This window comes from Natronococcus sp. CG52 (assembly GCF_023913515.1).
Lineage (GTDB): Archaea > Halobacteriota > Halobacteria > Halobacteriales > Natrialbaceae > Natronococcus > Natronococcus zhouii.
Genome location: NZ_CP099391.1, coordinates 2,985,776 through 3,004,807, shown reverse-complemented (window position 1 = coordinate 3,004,807; position 19,032 = coordinate 2,985,776). Strand labels below are relative to the sequence as shown.

The 19,032-nt window shown below is 66.5% G+C and carries 13 protein-coding genes and 1 pseudogene; 7 read left to right on the top strand and 7 right to left on the bottom strand.

Annotation, left to right across the window (positions count from 1 at the left end; genetic code table 11):
- Window positions 1-28: 28 nt before the first annotated feature.
- On the bottom strand, window positions 29-865 hold the full coding sequence (locus NED97_RS15050; protein WP_252487837.1) for a lipoate--protein ligase family protein: 837 nt from the start codon (window positions 863-865) through the stop codon (window positions 29-31).
- Window positions 866-1,092: 227 nt separating this feature from the next.
- Between NED97_RS15050 and NED97_RS15045 the strand changes: the two genes are divergently transcribed.
- Entirely contained in the window at window positions 1,093-1,995 is a 903-nt protein-coding gene (locus NED97_RS15045) for a serine/threonine-protein kinase RIO2 (protein ID WP_252487836.1), read from the top strand.
- 331 nt (window positions 1,996-2,326) lie between these two features.
- Window positions 2,327-2,863 (top strand): hypothetical protein, encoded by a 537-nt coding sequence (locus NED97_RS15040; protein ID WP_252487835.1) that lies wholly within the window; start codon window positions 2,327-2,329, stop codon window positions 2,861-2,863.
- A 100-nt stretch (window positions 2,864-2,963) separates the two neighbouring features.
- Here the strand turns inward: NED97_RS15040 and NED97_RS15035 are convergent, their stop codons facing one another.
- On the bottom strand, window positions 2,964-3,617 hold the full coding sequence (locus tag NED97_RS15035; RefSeq protein ID WP_252487834.1) for a bifunctional 4-hydroxy-2-oxoglutarate aldolase/2-dehydro-3-deoxy-phosphogluconate aldolase: 654 nt from the start codon (window positions 3,615-3,617) through the stop codon (window positions 2,964-2,966).
- 266 nt (window positions 3,618-3,883) lie between these two features.
- Between NED97_RS15035 and NED97_RS15030 the strand changes: the two are divergent.
- Window positions 3,884-4,081, top strand: a pseudogene (locus NED97_RS15030) (enolase C-terminal domain-like protein); the annotation flags it as partial.
- 116 nt (window positions 4,082-4,197) lie between these two features.
- Window positions 4,198-4,938 (top strand): sugar phosphate isomerase/epimerase family protein, encoded by a 741-nt coding sequence (locus tag NED97_RS15025; protein WP_252487833.1) that lies wholly within the window; start codon window positions 4,198-4,200, stop codon window positions 4,936-4,938.
- A gap of 428 nt (window positions 4,939-5,366) precedes the next feature.
- On the opposite strand, the gene NED97_RS15020 is transcribed toward NED97_RS15025, so the two are convergent.
- From NED97_RS15020 to NED97_RS15000, 5 genes are all read right to left on the bottom strand, one after another.
- Window positions 5,367-7,388 carry a beta-galactosidase gene (locus NED97_RS15020; protein ID WP_252487832.1) on the bottom strand — a complete coding sequence of 674 codons (2,022 nt, stop codon included), beginning with the start codon at window positions 7,386-7,388 and terminating at the stop codon, window positions 5,367-5,369.
- Window positions 7,389-7,574: 186 nt separating this feature from the next.
- Window positions 7,575-9,107: a S8 family peptidase gene (locus NED97_RS15015; protein ID WP_252487831.1), complete on the bottom strand. Its 1,533-nt coding sequence runs from the start codon at window positions 9,105-9,107 to the stop codon at window positions 7,575-7,577.
- A gap of 162 nt (window positions 9,108-9,269) precedes the next feature.
- A complete protein-coding gene (locus tag NED97_RS15010) occupies window positions 9,270-12,497 on the bottom strand; it encodes a M14 family metallopeptidase (RefSeq protein ID WP_252487830.1) in 3,228 nt (1,075 codons plus the stop codon).
- Between the two features lie 52 nt (window positions 12,498-12,549).
- Entirely contained in the window at window positions 12,550-14,028 is a 1,479-nt protein-coding gene (locus NED97_RS15005) for a S8 family peptidase (RefSeq protein WP_252487829.1), read from the bottom strand.
- 113 nt (window positions 14,029-14,141) lie between these two features.
- Window positions 14,142-16,907 carry a S8 family serine peptidase gene (locus tag NED97_RS15000; RefSeq protein ID WP_252487828.1) on the bottom strand — a complete coding sequence of 922 codons (2,766 nt, stop codon included), beginning with the start codon at window positions 16,905-16,907 and terminating at the stop codon, window positions 14,142-14,144.
- Window positions 16,908-17,321: 414 nt separating this feature from the next.
- On the opposite strand from NED97_RS15000, the gene NED97_RS14995 reads away from it, so the two are divergent.
- The 3 genes from NED97_RS14995 to NED97_RS14985 all read left to right on the top strand — a co-directional run bounded on the left by NED97_RS14995 (window position 17,322) and on the right by NED97_RS14985 (window position 19,016).
- Complete coding sequence (locus NED97_RS14995) at window positions 17,322-17,516, top strand: hypothetical protein (RefSeq protein ID WP_148857134.1); 195 nt, start codon at window positions 17,322-17,324, stop codon at window positions 17,514-17,516.
- A gap of 285 nt (window positions 17,517-17,801) precedes the next feature.
- On the top strand, window positions 17,802-18,392 hold the full coding sequence (locus NED97_RS14990) for a 50S ribosomal protein L15e (RefSeq protein ID WP_252487827.1): 591 nt from the start codon (window positions 17,802-17,804) through the stop codon (window positions 18,390-18,392).
- A 189-nt stretch (window positions 18,393-18,581) separates the two neighbouring features.
- Complete coding sequence (locus tag NED97_RS14985; protein WP_252487826.1) at window positions 18,582-19,016, top strand: universal stress protein; 435 nt, start codon at window positions 18,582-18,584, stop codon at window positions 19,014-19,016.
- The last annotated feature ends 16 nt before the right edge of the window (window positions 19,017-19,032 follow it).

Below are 19,032 nucleotides of genomic sequence, written 5' to 3'. Positions count from 1 at the left end.
TGATAGGTATAACGGAGTCGCCGAATCACTACTGGCCGTCCGCCTCGAGCACCTCCCGATTCCGGACCCAGGCGTCGGTCCCGAACTTCCGGTCGGCGAGAGCGCGAGCGGCCTCGAGTTCGTCCTCCTGCCAGTCACCGTCCACGGCGTCACACCAGTCCCGAAGCGAGTCGGCGATCGTCTCGACGGCGGTGTCGCGGTCGATACCCGCTTGCTCGCGGATGCTGGTCACCCGACCGGCAAACGTCTCCGGCGTGACGTCGGTGTCGAATACGCCGACGTGGTGGCCGGGCTCGAGGTCGTAGCTCAACGAACCGTGCTGAATCACGACGTCGCGCTGGCGATACTGGGCGTTGCCGCTGATCTTCTTCGCGTCCGCGCCAGCACTCGCGGGTGCGACGACGTCGTGTGCAGGATTGATGTCTCGGAGGTAGCAGGAGGGGTAGTAGATCGACTCCTGCTCCGCGGCGGCGAAGTCCGCGTCGATTCCCATCCGGTCGAACGCCTCGAGAATCGGCTCGCAGAACAGGGCGTAACAGTCCATCAGATCCCCGGGAACCTCGTCGGCCGGTGCGACGATCGTGTACGAGATGTCGGCGTACCGATCGTGGTAGATTCCGCCGCCGCCGGTCTGTCTGCGCGTGACGTCGATCTCCTCCCGCTCGCAGTACTCCCAGTCGACCGATTCGGGCTCCTGCCGGTACCCCAGCGAGAGGGTACTCGGCTCCCACGAGTAGACCCGAACCGTCCGCAGGTCGTCCTCGAGGGCCGTTCTGGCGGCGACCTCCTCGAGCGCCATCTGTGTCGCCCCCTCGCGGGCGTCGTCGGTGATGAGCCGCCACTCGCGGTCGGCAAGCGCTGTCATGCTCGTTCGCAGGACAGCACGACGGAAAGCAATTCCGTCGCGCACTCGATTTAATATTGCAATATATGATTTATCGAGCGAGTAGCCGCTGACCCAGCGCACTCGAAGCGGACGAGAACGCGGGTACGACCGGTAACGACCGAACCGACGAGGAATCGACGGACTCGAACTGTCGTCACGGAACCGTCGTCACGACGTTTTTACGTACACGGCGGTTACCCCGACGCATGGTGCGGAACGTCGCCGGATTACTGCCCGAACTCGAGCAGGAAGACTTCTACCTCCTCTCCGGCGTAGAGCAGGGAATGCGCTTCTCCGAGTGGGTCCAGCGGGAGAAACTCCCGAAGTTCTCCGGCCTGTCCGAAGATGAGGTCGACTACCGCCTCGAGCGCTGTCTCAAGCGCGGGCTGGTCGAAAAGAAGACGATCCAGTACGAGGGCTACACCCTCCAGTTCGAGGGGTACGACGTCCTCGCGCTGCGAGCGCTGGTCGAGCGGGAGACGATCGGCGAGTTCGGCTCGCCGCTCGGCGTCGGCAAGGAGAGCGACGTCTACGAGGTGCGCTCGTACAAGCCGTTGGCCCTGAAGTACCACCGCGAGGGGTACACGAACTTCCGGGAGGTCCACAAGGAGCGCGATTACACGTCCGACAACGAACACGTCTCCTGGATGTACACCGCCCGGAAGGCCGCCGAGCGCGAACACGGCATCCTCGAGGAGCTCTACCCCGACGTCTCGGTTCCGCGGCCGATCGACCAGAACCGCCACGCCATCGTGATGGAGAAGATGGACGGCGTGGAGCTCTCGCAGACGAAACTCGAGGACGAGCAGGTAGTCGGCGTCCTCGATCTGCTCGTCAGAGAGATTTCGCGCGCGTACGGGGAGGGGTACGTCCACGCGGACATGAGCGAGTACAACGTCTTCGTGAGCGAGGAGGGCGTGAAGGTGTTCGACTGGCCCCAGGCCGTCCCGACCGATCACGCGAACGCCGACGAGTTCCTCCGACGTGATCTCGACAACGTGCTCGGCTACTTCCGCCGAAAGTACCCGCAGCACGTTCCGGACGACCTCTCGAGTGACGAACTGGCGACGTCGATCGCCGACGAGTCCTTCGAGACCATCCGCGCGTAGCGTTCGCGACAGCGCCACATCTTTTCCGTCGACGGATCTCACCGGTGAGCGACGGCTATCCGACGGCCGACGTCTCTCGAGGGCCACCGCGTACAGTGCCGGTCGAACGGCTTCGCTCCCTCGATAAATCATATGGCGATATACAGAATCTGGCCTCGTCCGGACGCACTCCCGACTTCCCGAACTACGCGTGACGCCGGGAAGAGCCGTCGAACGGTCCGTTCGTCCGGCAACGGTTTTGGACGGGCGCTCCTCACTTGCTCTCTCGAGTGAGAATCACGAGTGTTGTCGAGTGCCAGACTTATTCTTTCAGGCAGTCCTACGCTAGCGTATGAGTGAGAATAACACACAATCCGTCGACGGCGTCGGCCGCTGGGGTGGCGGCTTTACCGGTGGGCTGGCTGGCGGTATCGCGATGGGACTGGTGCTCCACCTCGGAGGCAACCAGATCGAACTGCTCGGCGGGCTTGCGCCGATCCCCGCGGCGGATATCGGGGCCGGGTGGACCATCCACCTGACGCTCAGCGTGCTGTTCGGCCTGGCCTTCGCGATAATCGTCTCGAGACGGTTGGTTCAGGAATTCGTCGACACGTTCCGCGAGTACGTCATCGCTGGCATCGTCTTCGGAACGATGCTCGGCATCGTCGCCGGCGGGCTGATCTTTCCGGTCGCGATGAGTCGTGCGGGCGTCGCGACGTTTCCCCTGCCGTTCCTGCCGGTGCCCGGACTCGCGGGCGAACTGTTCGCCGCGCTCCTGTTCGCGGTCGGCCACCTCGTCTACGGACTGGTCCTCGGCGCGGTCTTCGCGACGGTCAACGGCGCCGCCCCCGAGACGATTCGCGGTCGGGTCTCCGCGCACGATCAGTAACACTCCCCCGGCAGTCGCTAGCAACCGGTCGGACGGTCGTTGCCACACAAACCGCGAACGGCGACGATAGAACAACCGTACCCTCGTGCGTCGATCCAGTCTACCGACTTCTCGCGTCCGCGACTGCCTCGACGAACGCCGCTGCCGTCTCCCGTACCTGTGCCATGTCGTCCTCGGCGACCGCCTCGTAGTCGACGAGCGCGCTGCCGACGCCGACGGCGGCCGCGCCCGCCTCGAAGAACTCGCCGACGTTCTCGAGCGAGACGCCGCCGGTCGGCAGAATCGGTATTTCGCCGAGCGGTCCCTGTAGCGCACCGATGTGGCCCGGACCGACGGTAGTCGCTGGAAACATCTTGAGAACGTCCGCACCGGCGTCGATCGCGGTGACTGCTTCCGTCGGCGTCATGACGCCCGGCGCCGAGAGCACGCCGTGGCGATTGCACGTCGTGACGACGTCGGGGTTCACGTCGGGCGACAGCACGAACTCGGCGCCGGCGTCGATCACCGACTGCGCCGTCGGCTCGTCGAGGACGGTTCCGGCCCCGACGACGGCATCGGTATCAGAGAGCGCGTCGTCGACCGCCGCGACCTTCTCGCGGACTCGCGGATCGTTCGCCGTGATTTCGATCGCGCCGACCCCACCCTCGTGGATCGCCCGAGCGACCGGAACGATCCGTTCGGCGTCGATTCCACGAAGCACTGCGACGATTCCGCTGTCGACGATTCGTCGCTCGACCTGGTGTGCGGATCCCATAGTCTCGATTCGGTAGAGGGGGTCTTTAGCGCGATGATACGGCTGCGACTGGCGCCCACTCCGTCGGGAAGACGAGGTTCACACTTCGTCGCCACTTGAGTCCAGTAACTCGAGTTCGATCGCTTTCGTCGTGCTCGCGACGAGACCGGTCACGTCCTCCTCGAGGCGCTTGCCCCGCATCCGGTCTGCCGGGCCCGGAGACGCTGATCGCCGCGACGGGTTCGTCCTCGACGACGATCGGACTGGCGACGCACTGCCATTCCGGCGTCTGTTCGCCGAACACGGTCATTCAGGAGCAGAGCCTGGACATCCACTACGACGAGACCAGCGACGTGCTGGACTATCTAGCCGATCTCTCCGTCTTCGAGTACCGCGACGGCTACGTCGACATTCCGGACGGACCGGGACTCGGTGTCGAGATCGACGAGGACCACGTCCGCGACCAGACCGGCGGCGTCGACTAGCACAACCCGATCTGGCGCTACGACGGCGGCAGCGTCGCCGAGTGGTAACGCCGGAGAACCCGAACTGGTTTTCCGCCACCGGTAGCTCATTACCGCGGTAGCGAGTGAGACGAACCATGCCGAAAACTGCCATCAACCTCTACAGCGTTCGCGAACTCGAGGACTCGACGACCGAGGTTCTCGACCGCGTCGCCGACGCGGGCTACGACGGCGTGCAGTTCGCCGGGGAGTACTCGCCGCTGCACGACGATCTGGAGGCGATCGCCGAGACGCTGGGGCGCCACGGGCTCGAGGCGACCCCACCCCACGTCGGGATCGGCGCCCTCGAGGACGACCGCGCGGCCGTGCTCGAGGCCTACGAGCCGCTCGGCGTCGACGGTGTCGTCGTTCCGTGGCTCGACCCCGACTGCTTCGAATCCGCGGCGGCCGTCGACGAAACCGCCGCGCTGATCGACGCGCTCGGAGACGCGCTCGCGGAAGACGGGTGGGACCTCTACTACCACAACCACGACCACGAGTACGCCGATCTCGGCGACGAGTCGGCTTTCGAGCGCTTCGTCGACGCGACCGACGTTGGCATCGAACTCGACGTCGGCTGGGCGTTCGTCGCGGGCGACGACCCCGCGGAGCGCATCCGCGCGCTCGAGGGACGACTCCGGACGGTCCACATGAAGGACATGGACGTCGACGCCGACCCCGGCTTCATCGAGATCGGCGAGGGCGACGTCGATATGGGATCGTGCGCCGAGGCCGCTGCGGACGCCCGCGCCGAGTGGCTCGTCTACGAGCACGACGATCCGGCCGATCCCGCCGCCTCGCTCGAGCACGGAGCGGCGTTTCTGGACGATCTTCAGTAGAAGATACACGGTTCTTTGTTCAGAAATCCTCGTGGAACGGCTGTTACGTATAGAGCGCACATTGAACAACCGCCGTTGAGGCTGCAGCGCCGGTCAATCGCCGTCGGGTAGGACTGAAAGGGGGCCAGGGGCTTTCGTGATGATACCGACGGCAGCAGGTTCTGCTCGCACGAACACAGGGGATTTCCACACCCTCCCCAGCCGATTTCTGCTCACGGGTGCGCAGCACCCGTTCGCGTGGTCCGCGGAACCTGCGGTTCCGCGCTTCGCTCACTTCGTTCGCTCATCCCTCGCGCAGCATCGTCGACCGCCCTCACTTGCGCTCGGTCGGTCGACAGCGCGCGCCACCGCAACAAGGGCTGGCTGGTCCGCGGTGAGACAGAGGCTGCTACAGGTAACGAACCACCGATTCGAACTCCCGGCTGTTGTCAGTCCCGTTCCTCGGCCGAGAGTCCGTCGACGATCCGCCCGTCGGCGACCGCGACGTCGTAGGCGCCGATCGCGGCGTCGCCGAGCAGCCACTCGACGTCCGTCTCGGGATCGAGACGGACCCGGTCGCTCGAGAAGTTCGTCACCCACGTCCTCCCGTCGCGCTCGTTGACCCGGACGCCCTCCGGCAGCCGGTCACTATGTTCAACGTCCGCTCGAGCGAGCAGCGACCGGACGAGGTCGTCCGCCAGGTCGTCCTCGGGCCAGACGCCGCAGTATACCGTGGTTCCGTCGCCGGCGGTATTTCGAACGGCCGCGGTGCGTCCCGCTTCGACGCCGTCGGTGCCGTACTCGAGCAGCGGCGCGGCCGCGTCGACCTCCAGCCACTCGGCCCACGTGCGAAAGTCGTAGCTCTCGTCCGCCCCGTCCGCGCGGCGTACGCGAGTCTCGAGGTGAGCGGGTAGCGACTCGTGCTGGTCGACGGTCGCACCCACCAGGTCGGCGAGCGGTCCCGGCTGCGGCGCCGGGCGAAGCTTGTTGTACTCGTCCTTGACGCCCGTCCGCGGACCGAGGAGGAGTTCGCCGCCCGTCTCGACGTAGTCCGTGAGACGGTTCGCGAGGCCGTCGGTGACGAGGTGGAGCGCCGGCGCGACGACGGCGTCGTAGCCCTCGAGGTCGGTGTTCGGGTGGACGACGTCGACCTGGACGCCGCGGGCGCGGAGCGCGCCGTAGAAGGCGTCGAGCAGGCTCCAGTAGTCGAAGTCGGGCGCGTGGGGCTGCTCGTCGAGCGCCCAGAGGTTGTCGTAGTCGAACAGCAGCGCGACGGGGGCGTCGACGTGGTCGACGTCCTCGATCTCGGCCAGTTCCGCGCCGGCCTGGCTCGCGTCGTGGTAGCCGCGGTCCGGCGAGCCGTCCTGCTTCCGAAGTCCGGCGTGGTACTGTTCCTGGCCCTCGAGACAGCGTCGCCAGCGGAAGTAGAGCACGGCGTCGGCGCCGTGGGCGGTCGCGTGGTGGGCCCAGAGGCGCATCGCACCCTCGCCCGGCTGGGGGCAGTGCGGCGGCCAGTTGACGTCGCCCGGCTGCTGTTCCATCACCCAGAACGGCCGGTCCAGCGCGCTCCGGTAGAGGTCGTGGTCCATCCCGAGCTGATCGGGGTCGCCGGCCCGAAGCTGATCTGACGTCGGTTCGCCCTCGAGTCGATCCTGGGCGAACCCCGTCGGGTAGGAGTCCCACGAGACCAGGTCGAGATCCTCGCTGACCGCGTAGGCGTCGAGCGTCGGGAACCGGCCCATGAAGTTGTGCGTGACGAACCACTCCGGGTTCGCCTCCCTCAGGAGATCGACCTGCAACCGGTTGTAGTCGACGACCGAGTCGCTCGCGAAGCGGGCGTACTCGAGCAGCCGCGAGGGATGGTGGTCGGCTGGCGTCGGTCCCGGCGGATCCACCTCCTCGAAGCTCGCGTACCGCTGGCTCCAGAAGGTGTTCCCCCAGGCCTCGTTGAGCGCCTCGACCGACCCGTACTTCTCGGCGAGCCACTCGCGGAACGCCGCGGCGCAGTCGTCGCAGTAACAGCGAACGGTGCGGTGACAGCCGAACTCGTTGTCGGTCTGCCAGCCCGCGACGTGCGGGTTGTCGGCGTAGCGGTCGGTCAGCTCGGTGACGATGCGCTCGGTCTCCTGGCGGTAGGCCTCGGAGTTGAAGCAGTAGTGGCGGCGGCTGCCGTGCTCTCGAACCGTTCCGTCGGGCTCCTCCTGCCGGATCTCGGGTCGCTCGTCGACCAGCCACTTCGGCGGCGTCGCCGTCGGCGTACAGAGCACCGCCTGCATCCCGTGTTCCCCGATCAGTTCTATCGCCTCGTCCAGCCACCCGAAGTCGAACTCGCCGCGTTCGGGCTCGAGGACGGCCCACGAGAACTCCGCCATGCGGACGTACTCGAGGCCGGCCTCGGCCATCTGCGCCACGTCGGTCTCCCACCGTTCGCGCGGCCAGTGTTCCGGAAAGTAACAGACGCCGATATGCATACGCGCAGGTCACGGCGCCCCCACCTAAACGTTATCGTGGGTGAGCGACTGGAGCGAAGGATGGTCGCCGACGAGCGACGAACCGTTTTCGCCCCACCGACGGAGCCGCAACCGAATCGGCGGTCCCGGCGCTCGACCCGGACGGGACGGTCGGAATCTCGAGGTCCCGACCGACGGCGAGCAGTTCTACTCGCGACTGCCGGCTGCGATCTCGATCTCGCCGAACTCCGCGAGGTCGCCCGCTTCGGCGCGTTCGACGGCGGCCAGCGCGTCGACGTAGCCGGCGCCGACCGACTCGGCGGTATATGTGTCGTGGACGTCCTCGACGGCCGCCGCCTCGAGCGTCGTCAGCACGTCGATGGGATCGGGGTTCTCGCCGTGGTTCTCGAGGTAGGCGTCGACGACGAGCGTCGCACAGCCCGCAGTAACGGGACAGGACATACTCGTCCCGGACATGAGTCCGTAGTAGAGTTCCTCGTCCGGGTCGGCGGCGTTCAGCGGGTCGGCGGGGTTGAGCGTGCTCATCACGTCGCCACCCTTGGCGGCGACGCCGTTGCGGTAGATCCCGAGCGGGCCGTCGATCTCGTCCTCGGGGACCCCCTCGTACAGCGCGGTAAGGTTCTCGTAGGCCGTCCCGCGGTCGTCGTTGTCGTGGTCCCAGGAGCCGTCTTGCGAGCGACCGCGGGAGGAGAAGTCCGTGACGGTCTGATCGGCGTGGGTCGCCGCGACGCCCAGCACGTGGGGCGCCTTCGCGTACTGGCTCAACGTCCCCTCCTCGGGGCCGTCGTTGCCCGCCGAGAACACCGGCAGGATGCCCGCCTCGTGGGCGTGCCAGGTCGCCACGTTCGTCGGATCGTCGGGGACGAACGGCTGGTCGTCCTCGATCGGCCCGTAGGAGTTCGAGACGACCTGGACGTCGTGGTCGCCCTCGCGCTGGCGGCGCAGCATGTCGTCGTAGGCGGCGACGATGTAGACGATCAACAGGCCGCCGGCGCCGCAGGAGTAGACGGTGAGGTCGGCGTCGGGCGCCATCCCGGCGTACTCGCCGTCGCTGACCGAGCCGTCGCCGGCGACGCTGCCGCTGCAGTGAGTGCCGTGGCCGCTGTTGTCGCTGTCGACGAAGCCGACGTCCTGCCACCAGAGCGGTTCCTCGTTGACTTCGGGAATTCCGACGTACTGCAGGTTCGCCTGCAGGTTGTCCTCGAGGTCCGGGTGGGCGCCGTCGACGCCCGAGTCGATGACGACGGCGTGTGCGTTCTCGCCGGTGTAAGCCGTCTCGAGCCCCTCGCCCTCCCGCACCTGGGTGGATCGCGTGTCCTCCCGAGCGTCGTCGTTGTGGTACTCGAGTTCGTAGTTCGACGAGACGTAGCGCACCTCGTCCCAGCCGGCGACCGTCTCGATCAGCGGGCCGGTCAGTTCGGCGTAGGCCATCGGTAACACGGCGAACTGGCCGACGATCGCCTCGAGTTCCAGCAGGCGGTCCGCGTCCTCGTTGCTTTCGAAGACGACGATCGTCTCCTGTTCCTCGTCGCTCTCGAGGTCGAGCGTGTCGTCGACGAGCGTCTCGCCGACGCTAACGAGACCGTCTACCGCGTCGCCGAGCAGCGCGCTCGCGCTGCCGGTAAGACCGATTCCGCCGACGAGTCCGGCTGCGCCCGTTCCCGCGAGGAATCGTCGTCGAGTCGATCCGTCGGTTGCCGAAGGTGTCTCTCGAGTCATGTTGTGTAAGCACCGTGATTGGTATTAGTTCCCAATAGTCACATATCTTTTGATCTCACTAGTTTTGAAATAGCCCTCACACGAGAAATAACAATACTGGAACACTGTACACCCTCCGAAAAGTGCGATCCGGCTACTCGGGTCCGACGACAGCCCGAGGAGTCAGACGTCCTCCGCGACGACGGTCACCTCACGATCCGTCTCCTCGAGTTCGATCCACTCGCGATCGGTTAGCGTGTCGTCGCCGTCCGTATCACGCGAGACGGCGATCGGACCGAACTCGTACGTGTCGCTGTCCAGCACGTCGTCCGGCGCCTGGGCGAAGTGTGCGAGTTCCTCGTAGCTCGCCCGCGGATCGTCGAGCCCGAAGTAGACGTGGGTGCCGCCGCCCATCGCGGGGGTCGTCGCCTCGACGTCACCGTATTCCTCGTCGACGGCCCAGTTCTCGGGGACGGTATCCCGGACGAGCACCGGTTCGGTGGCCTCGACGTCGAGTTCGGTCCGGTTGGTCTGACCGCCCGTGAAGACGGAGCCGGAGTCGTTGCGTTCCCCGTCGACCGCGAACGGGGGCGTCTGGTCGGCGTCGCCGAAGCGCTTGGTTTCTTCGCCGTCGACCGTCCGTACCTGCTCGAAGCCGAGCGCGTTGGTGAAGACGGTGTGACCGAAGAACGACACCGCGTGGTTCATCAGCCCGAACGGGTGGAGGTTCTCCTGGCTCGCAGGCGGGAGCAACCCGCCGACGACGTGGATACCCTGCCACTCGTCGGGATCGGTGAATATCGATCCCGCGGCGACCTGACCGTCGGTTTCGCCGGCCGAGAGGCCGCTCGACGCCTCGAAGGCGTCCGCGTCGACGAGCGTCATCGGAGCCTCCTCGGCGTAGGCGTAGCCAAGCGGCGCGACCTTCCAGAGCAGCTGCTGGATGGGCCGCGTGTCGGTCAACAGCGGGTGATCTTCGTCTTTCTCTTCTATGTGGGCGACCTCGAACTCGGCGTTGCGGGTGACGTCGTCGGCGCTCACGCCGGGTGCGCTCTCGAGTTCCGCCAGTAGCGCGACGCCCGTGTCGGTCAGCACGAGGTTGCCGTCCGCCTCGACGTACTCATCGAGGGCGGCGACATATTCCGCGTCGTCCGCGAAGTCGTCGTGAACGACGACGAGGTTCTCGTGTTCGCGGTGGGCGCCGGATTTGACGTCGTCGACGGTGAGTTCGACGACCTCGACACCGGCGTTGCTGGCGTCGTAGTCCGCGAAGAACTCGAGGGGGGTCACCTCGTACGCCTCCTGTTCGAAGCCCAGCGCCTCGCGCGGGTCGGGGTTGCCCTCGGCCGAGAGCGTTCCGATTTGGACCTCGGGTTCGATCACGTCCTCGGGATCGCTGTCGGCCATGAGGCTCGTGAACTCGACCGTCCAGGTCCCGGCTGCGGGGTGCTTGACCGTCCACGGCTCGTGGTGGTGGTGGGCGTCGGCGTTCGTCTCGGACGGCCGCGAGCTTCGAACGACGGATCCCTCGGGACCTCGAAGGACCGCGTCGACGAGGCCGTCGTCGGCGTGGGGGTTCGCCGAGAGGGTGTGCACCCCCTCCTCGACGTCGAACGAGACGGTCGCCGTCTCGCCGGGTGCGACGGTCGTCGCACTCGTCTCGACCGCCAGCGAGGTGTCGCCGTTGCCGCCGCCGTCACCGTCGCTCGTAAACGAGAGCTCGTCCGACGAGCGGGTGAGCCGGTCGGTGGCGACGTAGGCGACGGACTCGCCGTCCGAGACGACGCTCGAGTCGACGTCGCGGAGGGCGTACTCGGTCATCGTCCGGATCGACGCCTGGTAGCCCCGCGTCTGGATGTCGACGAGTTCGGGGTTGTAGACGTTCCCGCCGATCATGTGGCTGTAGGCCATCTCGAATCCCATCGTGGTTACGCCCAGCCCGCCCAGGGATTCGTCGGCCGCCATCCAGCCGATGAGGCCGCCGGTGATGGTGTACCCGATGGCGTCCCAGATGGTCGAGTAGTCGTACGCGGTTTCGGGCAGGATCGGAAACAGCACTTCGGGGTTGTAGTCGCCGGTTGCCGCATCCTGGACGTCGGCGAGGGTCTCCCAGTCGTCGAGTTCCTCCTCGAGGTCGGTCTCGAGAACCCGATTCATCTCGTAGAGGTCGTGGAACTCGTCCTGGGTGTACTCGTTCTGGTTGATCATCCCGAGGATAAAATCCGAGTTCCAGAACATCCCGTGGAGGTCCGCGCCGTGGGTTACGTTCTCGTACTCCCGGAAGTGCTCGACGATGCCGAGCGAGTCGGAGACCCGCTCAACCACGTCTTGGGGCGGCGAGTCGCCGACCGATCGATCCGGATCGGGTTCGCTCGGGAAGTGCGCGGGGTCGATCCAACCGACGGTCGGGTATTGGCGGTTGGTGTCGTATATTTCCGCGTTACCGCGCTCGTACAGCGGTGCGGCGGGAGCGCGCGGGAGACCGGTGCCGGGACCGCCGAGCTGCCAGCCGCTCGAGTACTGGGGACTTCGCGCGACCCACCCGTCGGGATTGGCGAAAAGGAACAGCAGTACTGCGTCGTCGAGCAAGCTCGCCGTCTCTCGTTCGGTACCCCGAAGCAACTGCTCGATAAATCGCGTGCCGGCTTCGACGCCCGCCCGCTCGAGGCCGTGCATCCCGAGGACGAACATCACCTTCTGCTTCTCGGCGAACGACTCCCGGTCGCGGACGTCGTTCGTCACCTCGGCGACGTAGACGTCCTTCGGATCGTCGCGGTCGGAGACGTAGTTGTAGTGGCCCGGGCTCTCACCGTACCGGACGTCCTCGTCGATCGGGAAGAAGTTCAGCCGGTCGCCGTGCTCCGACTCGAGGTGAGAGAGCCCGTCGATCGTCTGCTCGTAGTCGACGAAGTCGACGCTCCGGTAGGACTGGGGGAACACCCCGAGCGGGTAGTAGCCCAACCGCCAGAACGGGTTCGAACCGGGCGTGTAGCTCAATTCCTCCGCGGTCGGGATGTCGAGGACCTCCCGTACCTGTGCCGTCGTCAACTGGGCGTAGGCGACGGACTGTTCCTCGAGGAGCCAGTCGTCCTCGAGTTCGATATCGAGTCCGAGCAGGTCATCGAGACCCGAGTCGTCCGCGAACCGGATCAGCGTCGGAACCGGGTAGTCGTCGGGCGTGTGGTTGACGACGTACTCGTACTCGTCGGTCATCGTCGCGTCCTCGAGGTCGGCGACGGCGTTCCCGGGCAGGGTGAGCGCCGCGCCGACGGCGCCCGCGAGGCGGCCGAACTGGCGGCGGCTGATGGGGACGCCGTCGAAGGCGCTCCCGTCCGGGATTTTGTGGCCGCGTTCCTGGCCGTGGCTGTGCTCGTCTTCGGTCTCGCGTTCTTGCGTGTCGTGTTTGCTCATGATCTCGGATCTCGTATCGAGTCTCGGTCGGTCGGTCGGTTCGGTGCCGTCGCTACTCCTCGCCCGCCAACTCGACCTCGTCGAACGTCGCCAGGTCGCCCTCCTCGGTACGCTGCGCGGCCGCCAGCGCGTCGACGTAGCCGGCGCCGGCGTTGGTCGTCGTGTAGTCGGCCGTCCCGCTCGTCTCCTCGAGGCCGTCGGTCGCTTCGAGGTCCGCGGTCGCCTCGAGCGTCGAGATGACGTCGATCGGATCGGGGACCTCGCCGTGGTGCTCGACGTACGCGTCGATCGCGAGAGCGGCGCAGCCGACGGCGACGGGACAGGCCATGCTCGTCCCGCTGAGCAGGCCGTACCACAGCTCCTCGTCCTCGCCCAGCGCCCACAGCGGCTGGGCGGGATTCAGCGTGCTCATCACGTCGGCGCCCTTGGCCGCGACGCTCGGCCGGTGGAGACCGATCGGCCCGTCGATCTCGTCCTCCGAGACGCCGGAGTAGAGGTCGACGACGTTCTCGAAGGCCGTCTCGCGGTCGTGGTTCCCCTCGACGTCGCCCCGCGAGGAGAAGTCCGTAACCGACTGGTCGGCGTAGGTCGCAGCGACGTTCATCACGTACGGCGCCTGCTTGCGCTGGCCGAGCGTGTCGTTCTCCGGACCATCGTTGCCCGCGGAGAACGAGACCAGTACGTCGGCCTCGTAGGCGTACCAGGTCGCGACGTTCAGCGGATCCCAGGGGTCGAACTCGCCGGGGCCGGCGCCGTAGGAGTTCGACGCGAGGTGGATCTCGTGGTCGCCGTTCTCCTGAAGGGTAAGCAGGTGGTCGTACGCCGACGTGGCCTTCAACAGCGTGAGCGACGCGTTGGTCGAGTACGAGGTCAGCGTCACGTCGGGTGCCATTCCGCGGTACTCGCCGTCGCTCTCCGAGCCGTCGGCGCCGATGCTGCCGCTGCAGTGAGTCCCGTGACCGACGTCGTCGCTGTTGACGAGACCGAGGTCGACCCAGACGTCCTCGTCGCCGCCCTCGTCGAGCGGGTTTCCGACCCACTGCCAGTTCGCCTCGAGGTTCTCTTCGAGGTCCGGATGGACGCCGTCGATTCCGGTGTCGATGACGGCCGTGTGGACGTTCTCGCCGGTGTAGGGCGTCTCGAGTCCCTCACCTTCCTGGACCTCTCGGGAACGGGTGTCGGGTCTGGCGTCGTCGTGCTCCCAGTCGAGGTCGACGTTGGGCGAGACGCGACGGACCTCGTTCCAGCCGGCGACCTCGAGAAGCTGATCACCCGAGAGCAGGCCGTAGCCGATCGGGAGCGTCTCGTAGCCGTAGAACCCCTCGGCGAGGTCCAGTTCGGCGAGGCGGTCGACGTCGTCGACGTCGTCGAAGACGACCAGCGCCTCCTGCAGGTCGTCGGTGTCCGTCTCGAGGCCGTCGGCGAGCGCGGTCGCGCTGCCGCTCAGGGAAACGGTGCCGGCGCTCGCGGCACCGACGAGTCGGAGGAACTGTCGTCGATTCGATACTGTCGGTGGTGTCGTTCGTGGCATTTTGATCGTGTTCGGTGTGCAGTTCGCACGGAGCGCTGCGGCGCGTTCGTGGGGTGGTAGTCCAGATGTCCGAAGCGCGCGCCGTCTCGGGCGAAAAAGCCGGCTCGCGGCGATCAGGTCTCCTCGGCGACGACCGTGACGTCCCGATCGGTGCCGCTGAGGGTCGTCCACTCCCGGTCGGTGAGCGTTCCGTCGTCGTCCGTGTCGGTCGTCACCGCGATCGGACCGAAGCTGTAGCGTCCGGATTCCTCGACGCCCTCGGGCGCCTGCGCGAAGTGGGTCAGTTCCTCGTAGGCCGACTGCGGGTCGTCGACGCCGAAGTAGACGTGCGTGCCGCCGCCGAAAGCGGGTGTCGTGGCCTCGACGTCGCCGTGCTCCTCGTCGACGTCCCAGTTCTCGGGAACCGTATCGCGGACCGTGACCGCCTCGCCGTCGGGGTGGCGAACCGCGACGTCGAGTTCCGTGCGGTTGGTCTGGCCGCCGGTGAACACCGACGCGTCGTCCTCGCGCGCGCCCTCGACGATCAGGCCGGCCTCGTCGAACGCGGTCTCGAGGTCGAGGCGGGCCCGCACGTCGAAGCCGTTGACCAGTCCGGGGACGTTCACGAGTTTCGCGACGACGTAGAGGACGCGCTCGCCGCCGTCGTTCTCGAGATCGTCCGGCGAGACGGTCGTCGAGACGGACGCCTCGCCCTCGAGGCCGGCGTCCTTGTCCACGATCGTCGGTTCGCCGGTCAACTCGTCGGGGTTCTGGGCGTCGTAGAGGAAGAGGTCGACGTGCGGATCGCCCTTCGTCGCGCCGGCGTTGGCACCGCTGTAGTGGCTGAACTCGACGGCCGCGTCGATCTCGCCGGGATCCGAAACGTGAACGTAGCCGGCGACGGCGCGTTCGTCGTCCGGAACGCCGAGACCGACCGTTCCGGAGATCGATTCGTCCGTGAGGTCGCGGGTGACGGCGTCGATGGCCGGACCGACGTTCGCGCGGCCGTAGCCCTCGTAGGGGTCGCGGCCGCCGAAGCGGTACACCGGTGCCTTCGCGCGGTGGTACGGCGCGGCGGTCAGCGCCGTCTCGCTCGCGGTCGCGAGGAGCGTCTGCTTGAGGCGGAACACGTCCTCGTACCCCGCTTCGGCGGGCTCGGGGATCGAGATCGCGTCCGGCGCGTCCGCTTCCATCGCGTCGGCGACGAGTCCGGAGATGCCGGTGACCGAAGGTGCGGCCATCGACGTGCCGGCCTTCCCCGTGTAGTCGCGAACGTCGCCGAACCGATCGCCGTCGTTGCGGCCGCGACCGCTACCGTGGTTGCCGAGGAGTTCGCCGTCGACGTCGGTCAGGGCGTCGAGGACCTCGTCGGCGAGGTCGATCTCGTAGTCGGCGTCCCCGGTGATCGCGTCGTCGAACTCGGTTTTCGGCTCGAGCTGTTCGGCCTCGAGATCCTCGAGTTCCTCGACGGGCTCGAGTTCGGCCTCCGTCGCCTCCTCGTCGCCGTCGTCTTCGGTGACGTCGTCCTCCGGTTCGCCGGCCAGCGCGGCGATGTCGAGCACGTTGACCTGTCCGCCGGGTGCGGTCACGTCGGGCTTCAGGTACGGTTCGCCGGAGTCATCGTCGATACCGCCGATTCCGCCGGACGAGTAGGCGGCGATGCCGTCGTACGGCCCCGTCGAGACGACGGAGATGGCCTCGCTCGCGACGGCGGGTGCACCGTTACCGCTCGCGGGAGTGGCGTCGTTTCCGGCCGCCGCGACGGGCAGGATACCCCCCTCCGCGATCCGGCGGATCGAGGCCGGGATGTCGTCGAGGGTGCCGCCGGCTGCACCGAGCGGGAGCCCGCCGACGTAGCCCCAGGACATGTTGAGCGCGCGGACGTTGAACGTCTCCGCGAACTCGTCGGCGAACTCGCCGAACGTCCCGGTCGCGGTGCCGAGATCGGTCACGCTCGTGATGCTGTAGCCCGGTGCGACGCCGGCGTGCAGCGACAGATCGCCGTCCTCGAGTGCGTCTCCGGCAGTGTCATCGGCGTGCAGGAACGCACCGGCTGCGACGCGCTCGAGGCGTCCCGCGGAAATCAGTTCGCCCTCGAGTGCGGTGACGTGGACCGCGTAGGTCGCCTCGCCGTCGTCGTGGACGGTCGGCGTCTCCGCGATATTGTTCTCGAACGATTCCTCGCTCGTGCCCGATGCCCCCTGCGCACGGGCGAGTTCCGCGCCGTCGGGCCCCTCGATGGCGACCTCGATGGCGTCGCCGAAGACGCTGGCGAAGACGCCCGTTTCGGCCGGGGCGTCGACCTCGTACGTTAGCGCATCGCCGAGCGCGAGCGTCGTCCGCGGCTCGTCGATCCGCGTGCGCTCGTCGTCGATCGCGCTCGCCCGGCCGCTGCCCGCCATGATCCCGGCGACGTGAGTTCCGTGACCGTTCTCGTCTCGCGGGCGGCTGTAGCTGCCGTACCGATCGTGATCGTTGTGCCAGCCGACGAGGTGTGGCAGGCCGGTGTCTTCGACCGCTTCGAACGGATCGATCTCGCGTCCCTGACCAGGGTGTGTCGACTCGAGTTCGAACTCGCCGTCCTCGGTACTGATCGTGACGCCGTTCCAGGGGCCGATATCCGGATGTCGCGCGTCCGTGCCGGAGTCCGTGAGCGCGAGCGACCGGTCGGGCCGTCCTCGATACCCTCGTTTCCAGGCATGCAGCGCCTCTCTGACGCGAACGTTCGTGTACGCGGTGTCGAACGTACCATCGTTACTCGCGTCGAGAGCTGCCGACCGACCGGCGGTAGCCGTCGATCCCACGAGTCCGATCCCCGCCAGCGCCCCGAACTGGAGCAGTGACCGTCGCGATACCGCTGCACCGTCGTTCTCCCTACCCAGACTGTCTCGTTTTCTCATGACACGCGAAGTCCGTTCTTCACCGCCGATACAAAACGTTGTGGCAAACCCTTCCAAGCGTCACTGGGTTTCACGCGTAAAACTGTTCGACCTGGAGAAACCGCTGGATCGTCCGTCCCAATGGCGAAATCGATCGGCTGTTCTGGGACGGAACTGTTACGATAGGGGCAGATTAGCGTTGCACTCGGGAAACGAATCGCGAATCCATCGATAACAACGTCGAACCCGCGAAACTCTCACCGTCGTTCACCAGCACTCATCGCCGGTCGAGAGTTCGACCACCGGTCGGTCGAATCGAGACCGGTACAACACCCCAGTAACGATTCTCGCCGGTGCTAGTCATTCGTTATCAAACGAACAACGATGATAGTGGATTCCATAACTAACAGCCCCCGGGCCGTGGGTCGAACTGGTATGTCCGAGACACCACTCGAGTACCAGAAAGACGTACTCGCAACGGTCGTGGACGAGGCGGTCCACGAGGGGATGGCGTCGGAATCCGAGGCCGAGCGGTTACACGACCGCCTGGAGTCGGTCGAATCGATGCAGTCGGTCGACCAGTTCTGGGACGACCTCTCTCAGGAGTACGAACTGCTCGAGCCCGCCTGACGGCTCGAGCGGGGGGAATGGGGTGCAGAACGCAGATCAGGAACCGCACAATCGACCGTAGGGGGCGCCACACGGCCTGCCCCCGTGTCGTCGGTCGTGTCGAAGCGTGTCGTGGTTGGCCGTGCTTCGAAGCTCTTATACTCGGGAGTTGGATAGATCAGTACGACTCGCTGAGCCGCGGGCGTCAGCGGGCACCTGTCCGGCACGTCGCCGCCACAGGTCGGAATGTGATCCGCGGGAAGAATCCCGCCGGGTTGAACCAGGAAATGCCCGCAGGAGATTACGATGGCAAAAAGCTTCTACTCCCACATCAAGGACGCATGGAAGGACCCCGACGACGGAAAGCTCGGGGAACTGCAGTGGCAGCGAAAACAGGAATGGCGCGACCAGGGCGCGATCGAGCGGATCGACCGTCCGACGCGTCTCGACAAGGCACGCGAACTCGGCTACAAGGCAAAGCAGGGTATCATCGTAACCCGGGTTTCGGTCCGGAAAGGTACCGCCCGCAAGCAGCGCTTTACGGGCGGTCGCCGGTCGAAGCGCCAGGGTGTCAACCGCATCGGACGGCGCAAGAACATCCAGCGCATCGGTGAGGAGCGCGTCTCCCGAAAGTACCCCAACATGCGGGTGCTCAACAGCTACTGGGTCGGCGAAGACGGCAGCCAGAAGTGGTTCGAGGCGATCCTCGTGGATCCGAACCACCCCGCGATCCAGAACGACGACGATCTCAACTGGATCTGCGACGACGCCCACAAGAACCGCGCCTTCCGCGGACTCACCAACGCGGGCAAGGCCAACCGCGGTCTCAACAACCGCGGCAAGGGCGCCGAGAAGGTTCGCCCGTCCAACACGGGCGGCCAGGGCCGCGCGAAGTAAGCGACGCCGAACGCGTTTTTCTGCCGTCCGCGAGACCGAGAGCGACGGCGTTCGAACGGATTACCGCTCGTAAGCGGTGCGAACACCGTGAACCCCCAATCGACCGGTATCGAACGGCTCCCGTCTACCTATTCAGTGCGTGACCGTTCGGGGTGTGAACTTATCTGACGTCACGGTATACACTTACTCATGCCAAAACGCGTTCTCGTTCCGGTAGACGACTCGAACCGCTCGACGCAGGCCCTCGAGTTCGCGCTCGAGGAGTACCCCGATGCGGCGATTACGGCGCTGCACGTCCTCGATCCGGGCGACTTCTACGCGGCGACTGGGATCGAGGGCGGTGCGATGGCGAACTACGACGAGATTCAGGAACACCACGAGACGCGAGCCGACACCATCCTCGAGAACGCGGCCGAGCAGGCGGCCGAGCACGGCGTCACCATCGAGACGGAGCGCATCGTCGGCGGCATCTCGCGATCGATCGTCGACTACGCGGACGACAACGACGTCGATCACGTCGTCGTCGGCAGCCACGGTCGGACCGGCGCCAGTCGGATCCTCCTCGGCAGTGTCGCCGAGACCGTCGCCCGACGATCGCCCGTCCCGGTGACGATCGTTCGCTGAGACGGCCGCGGAATCG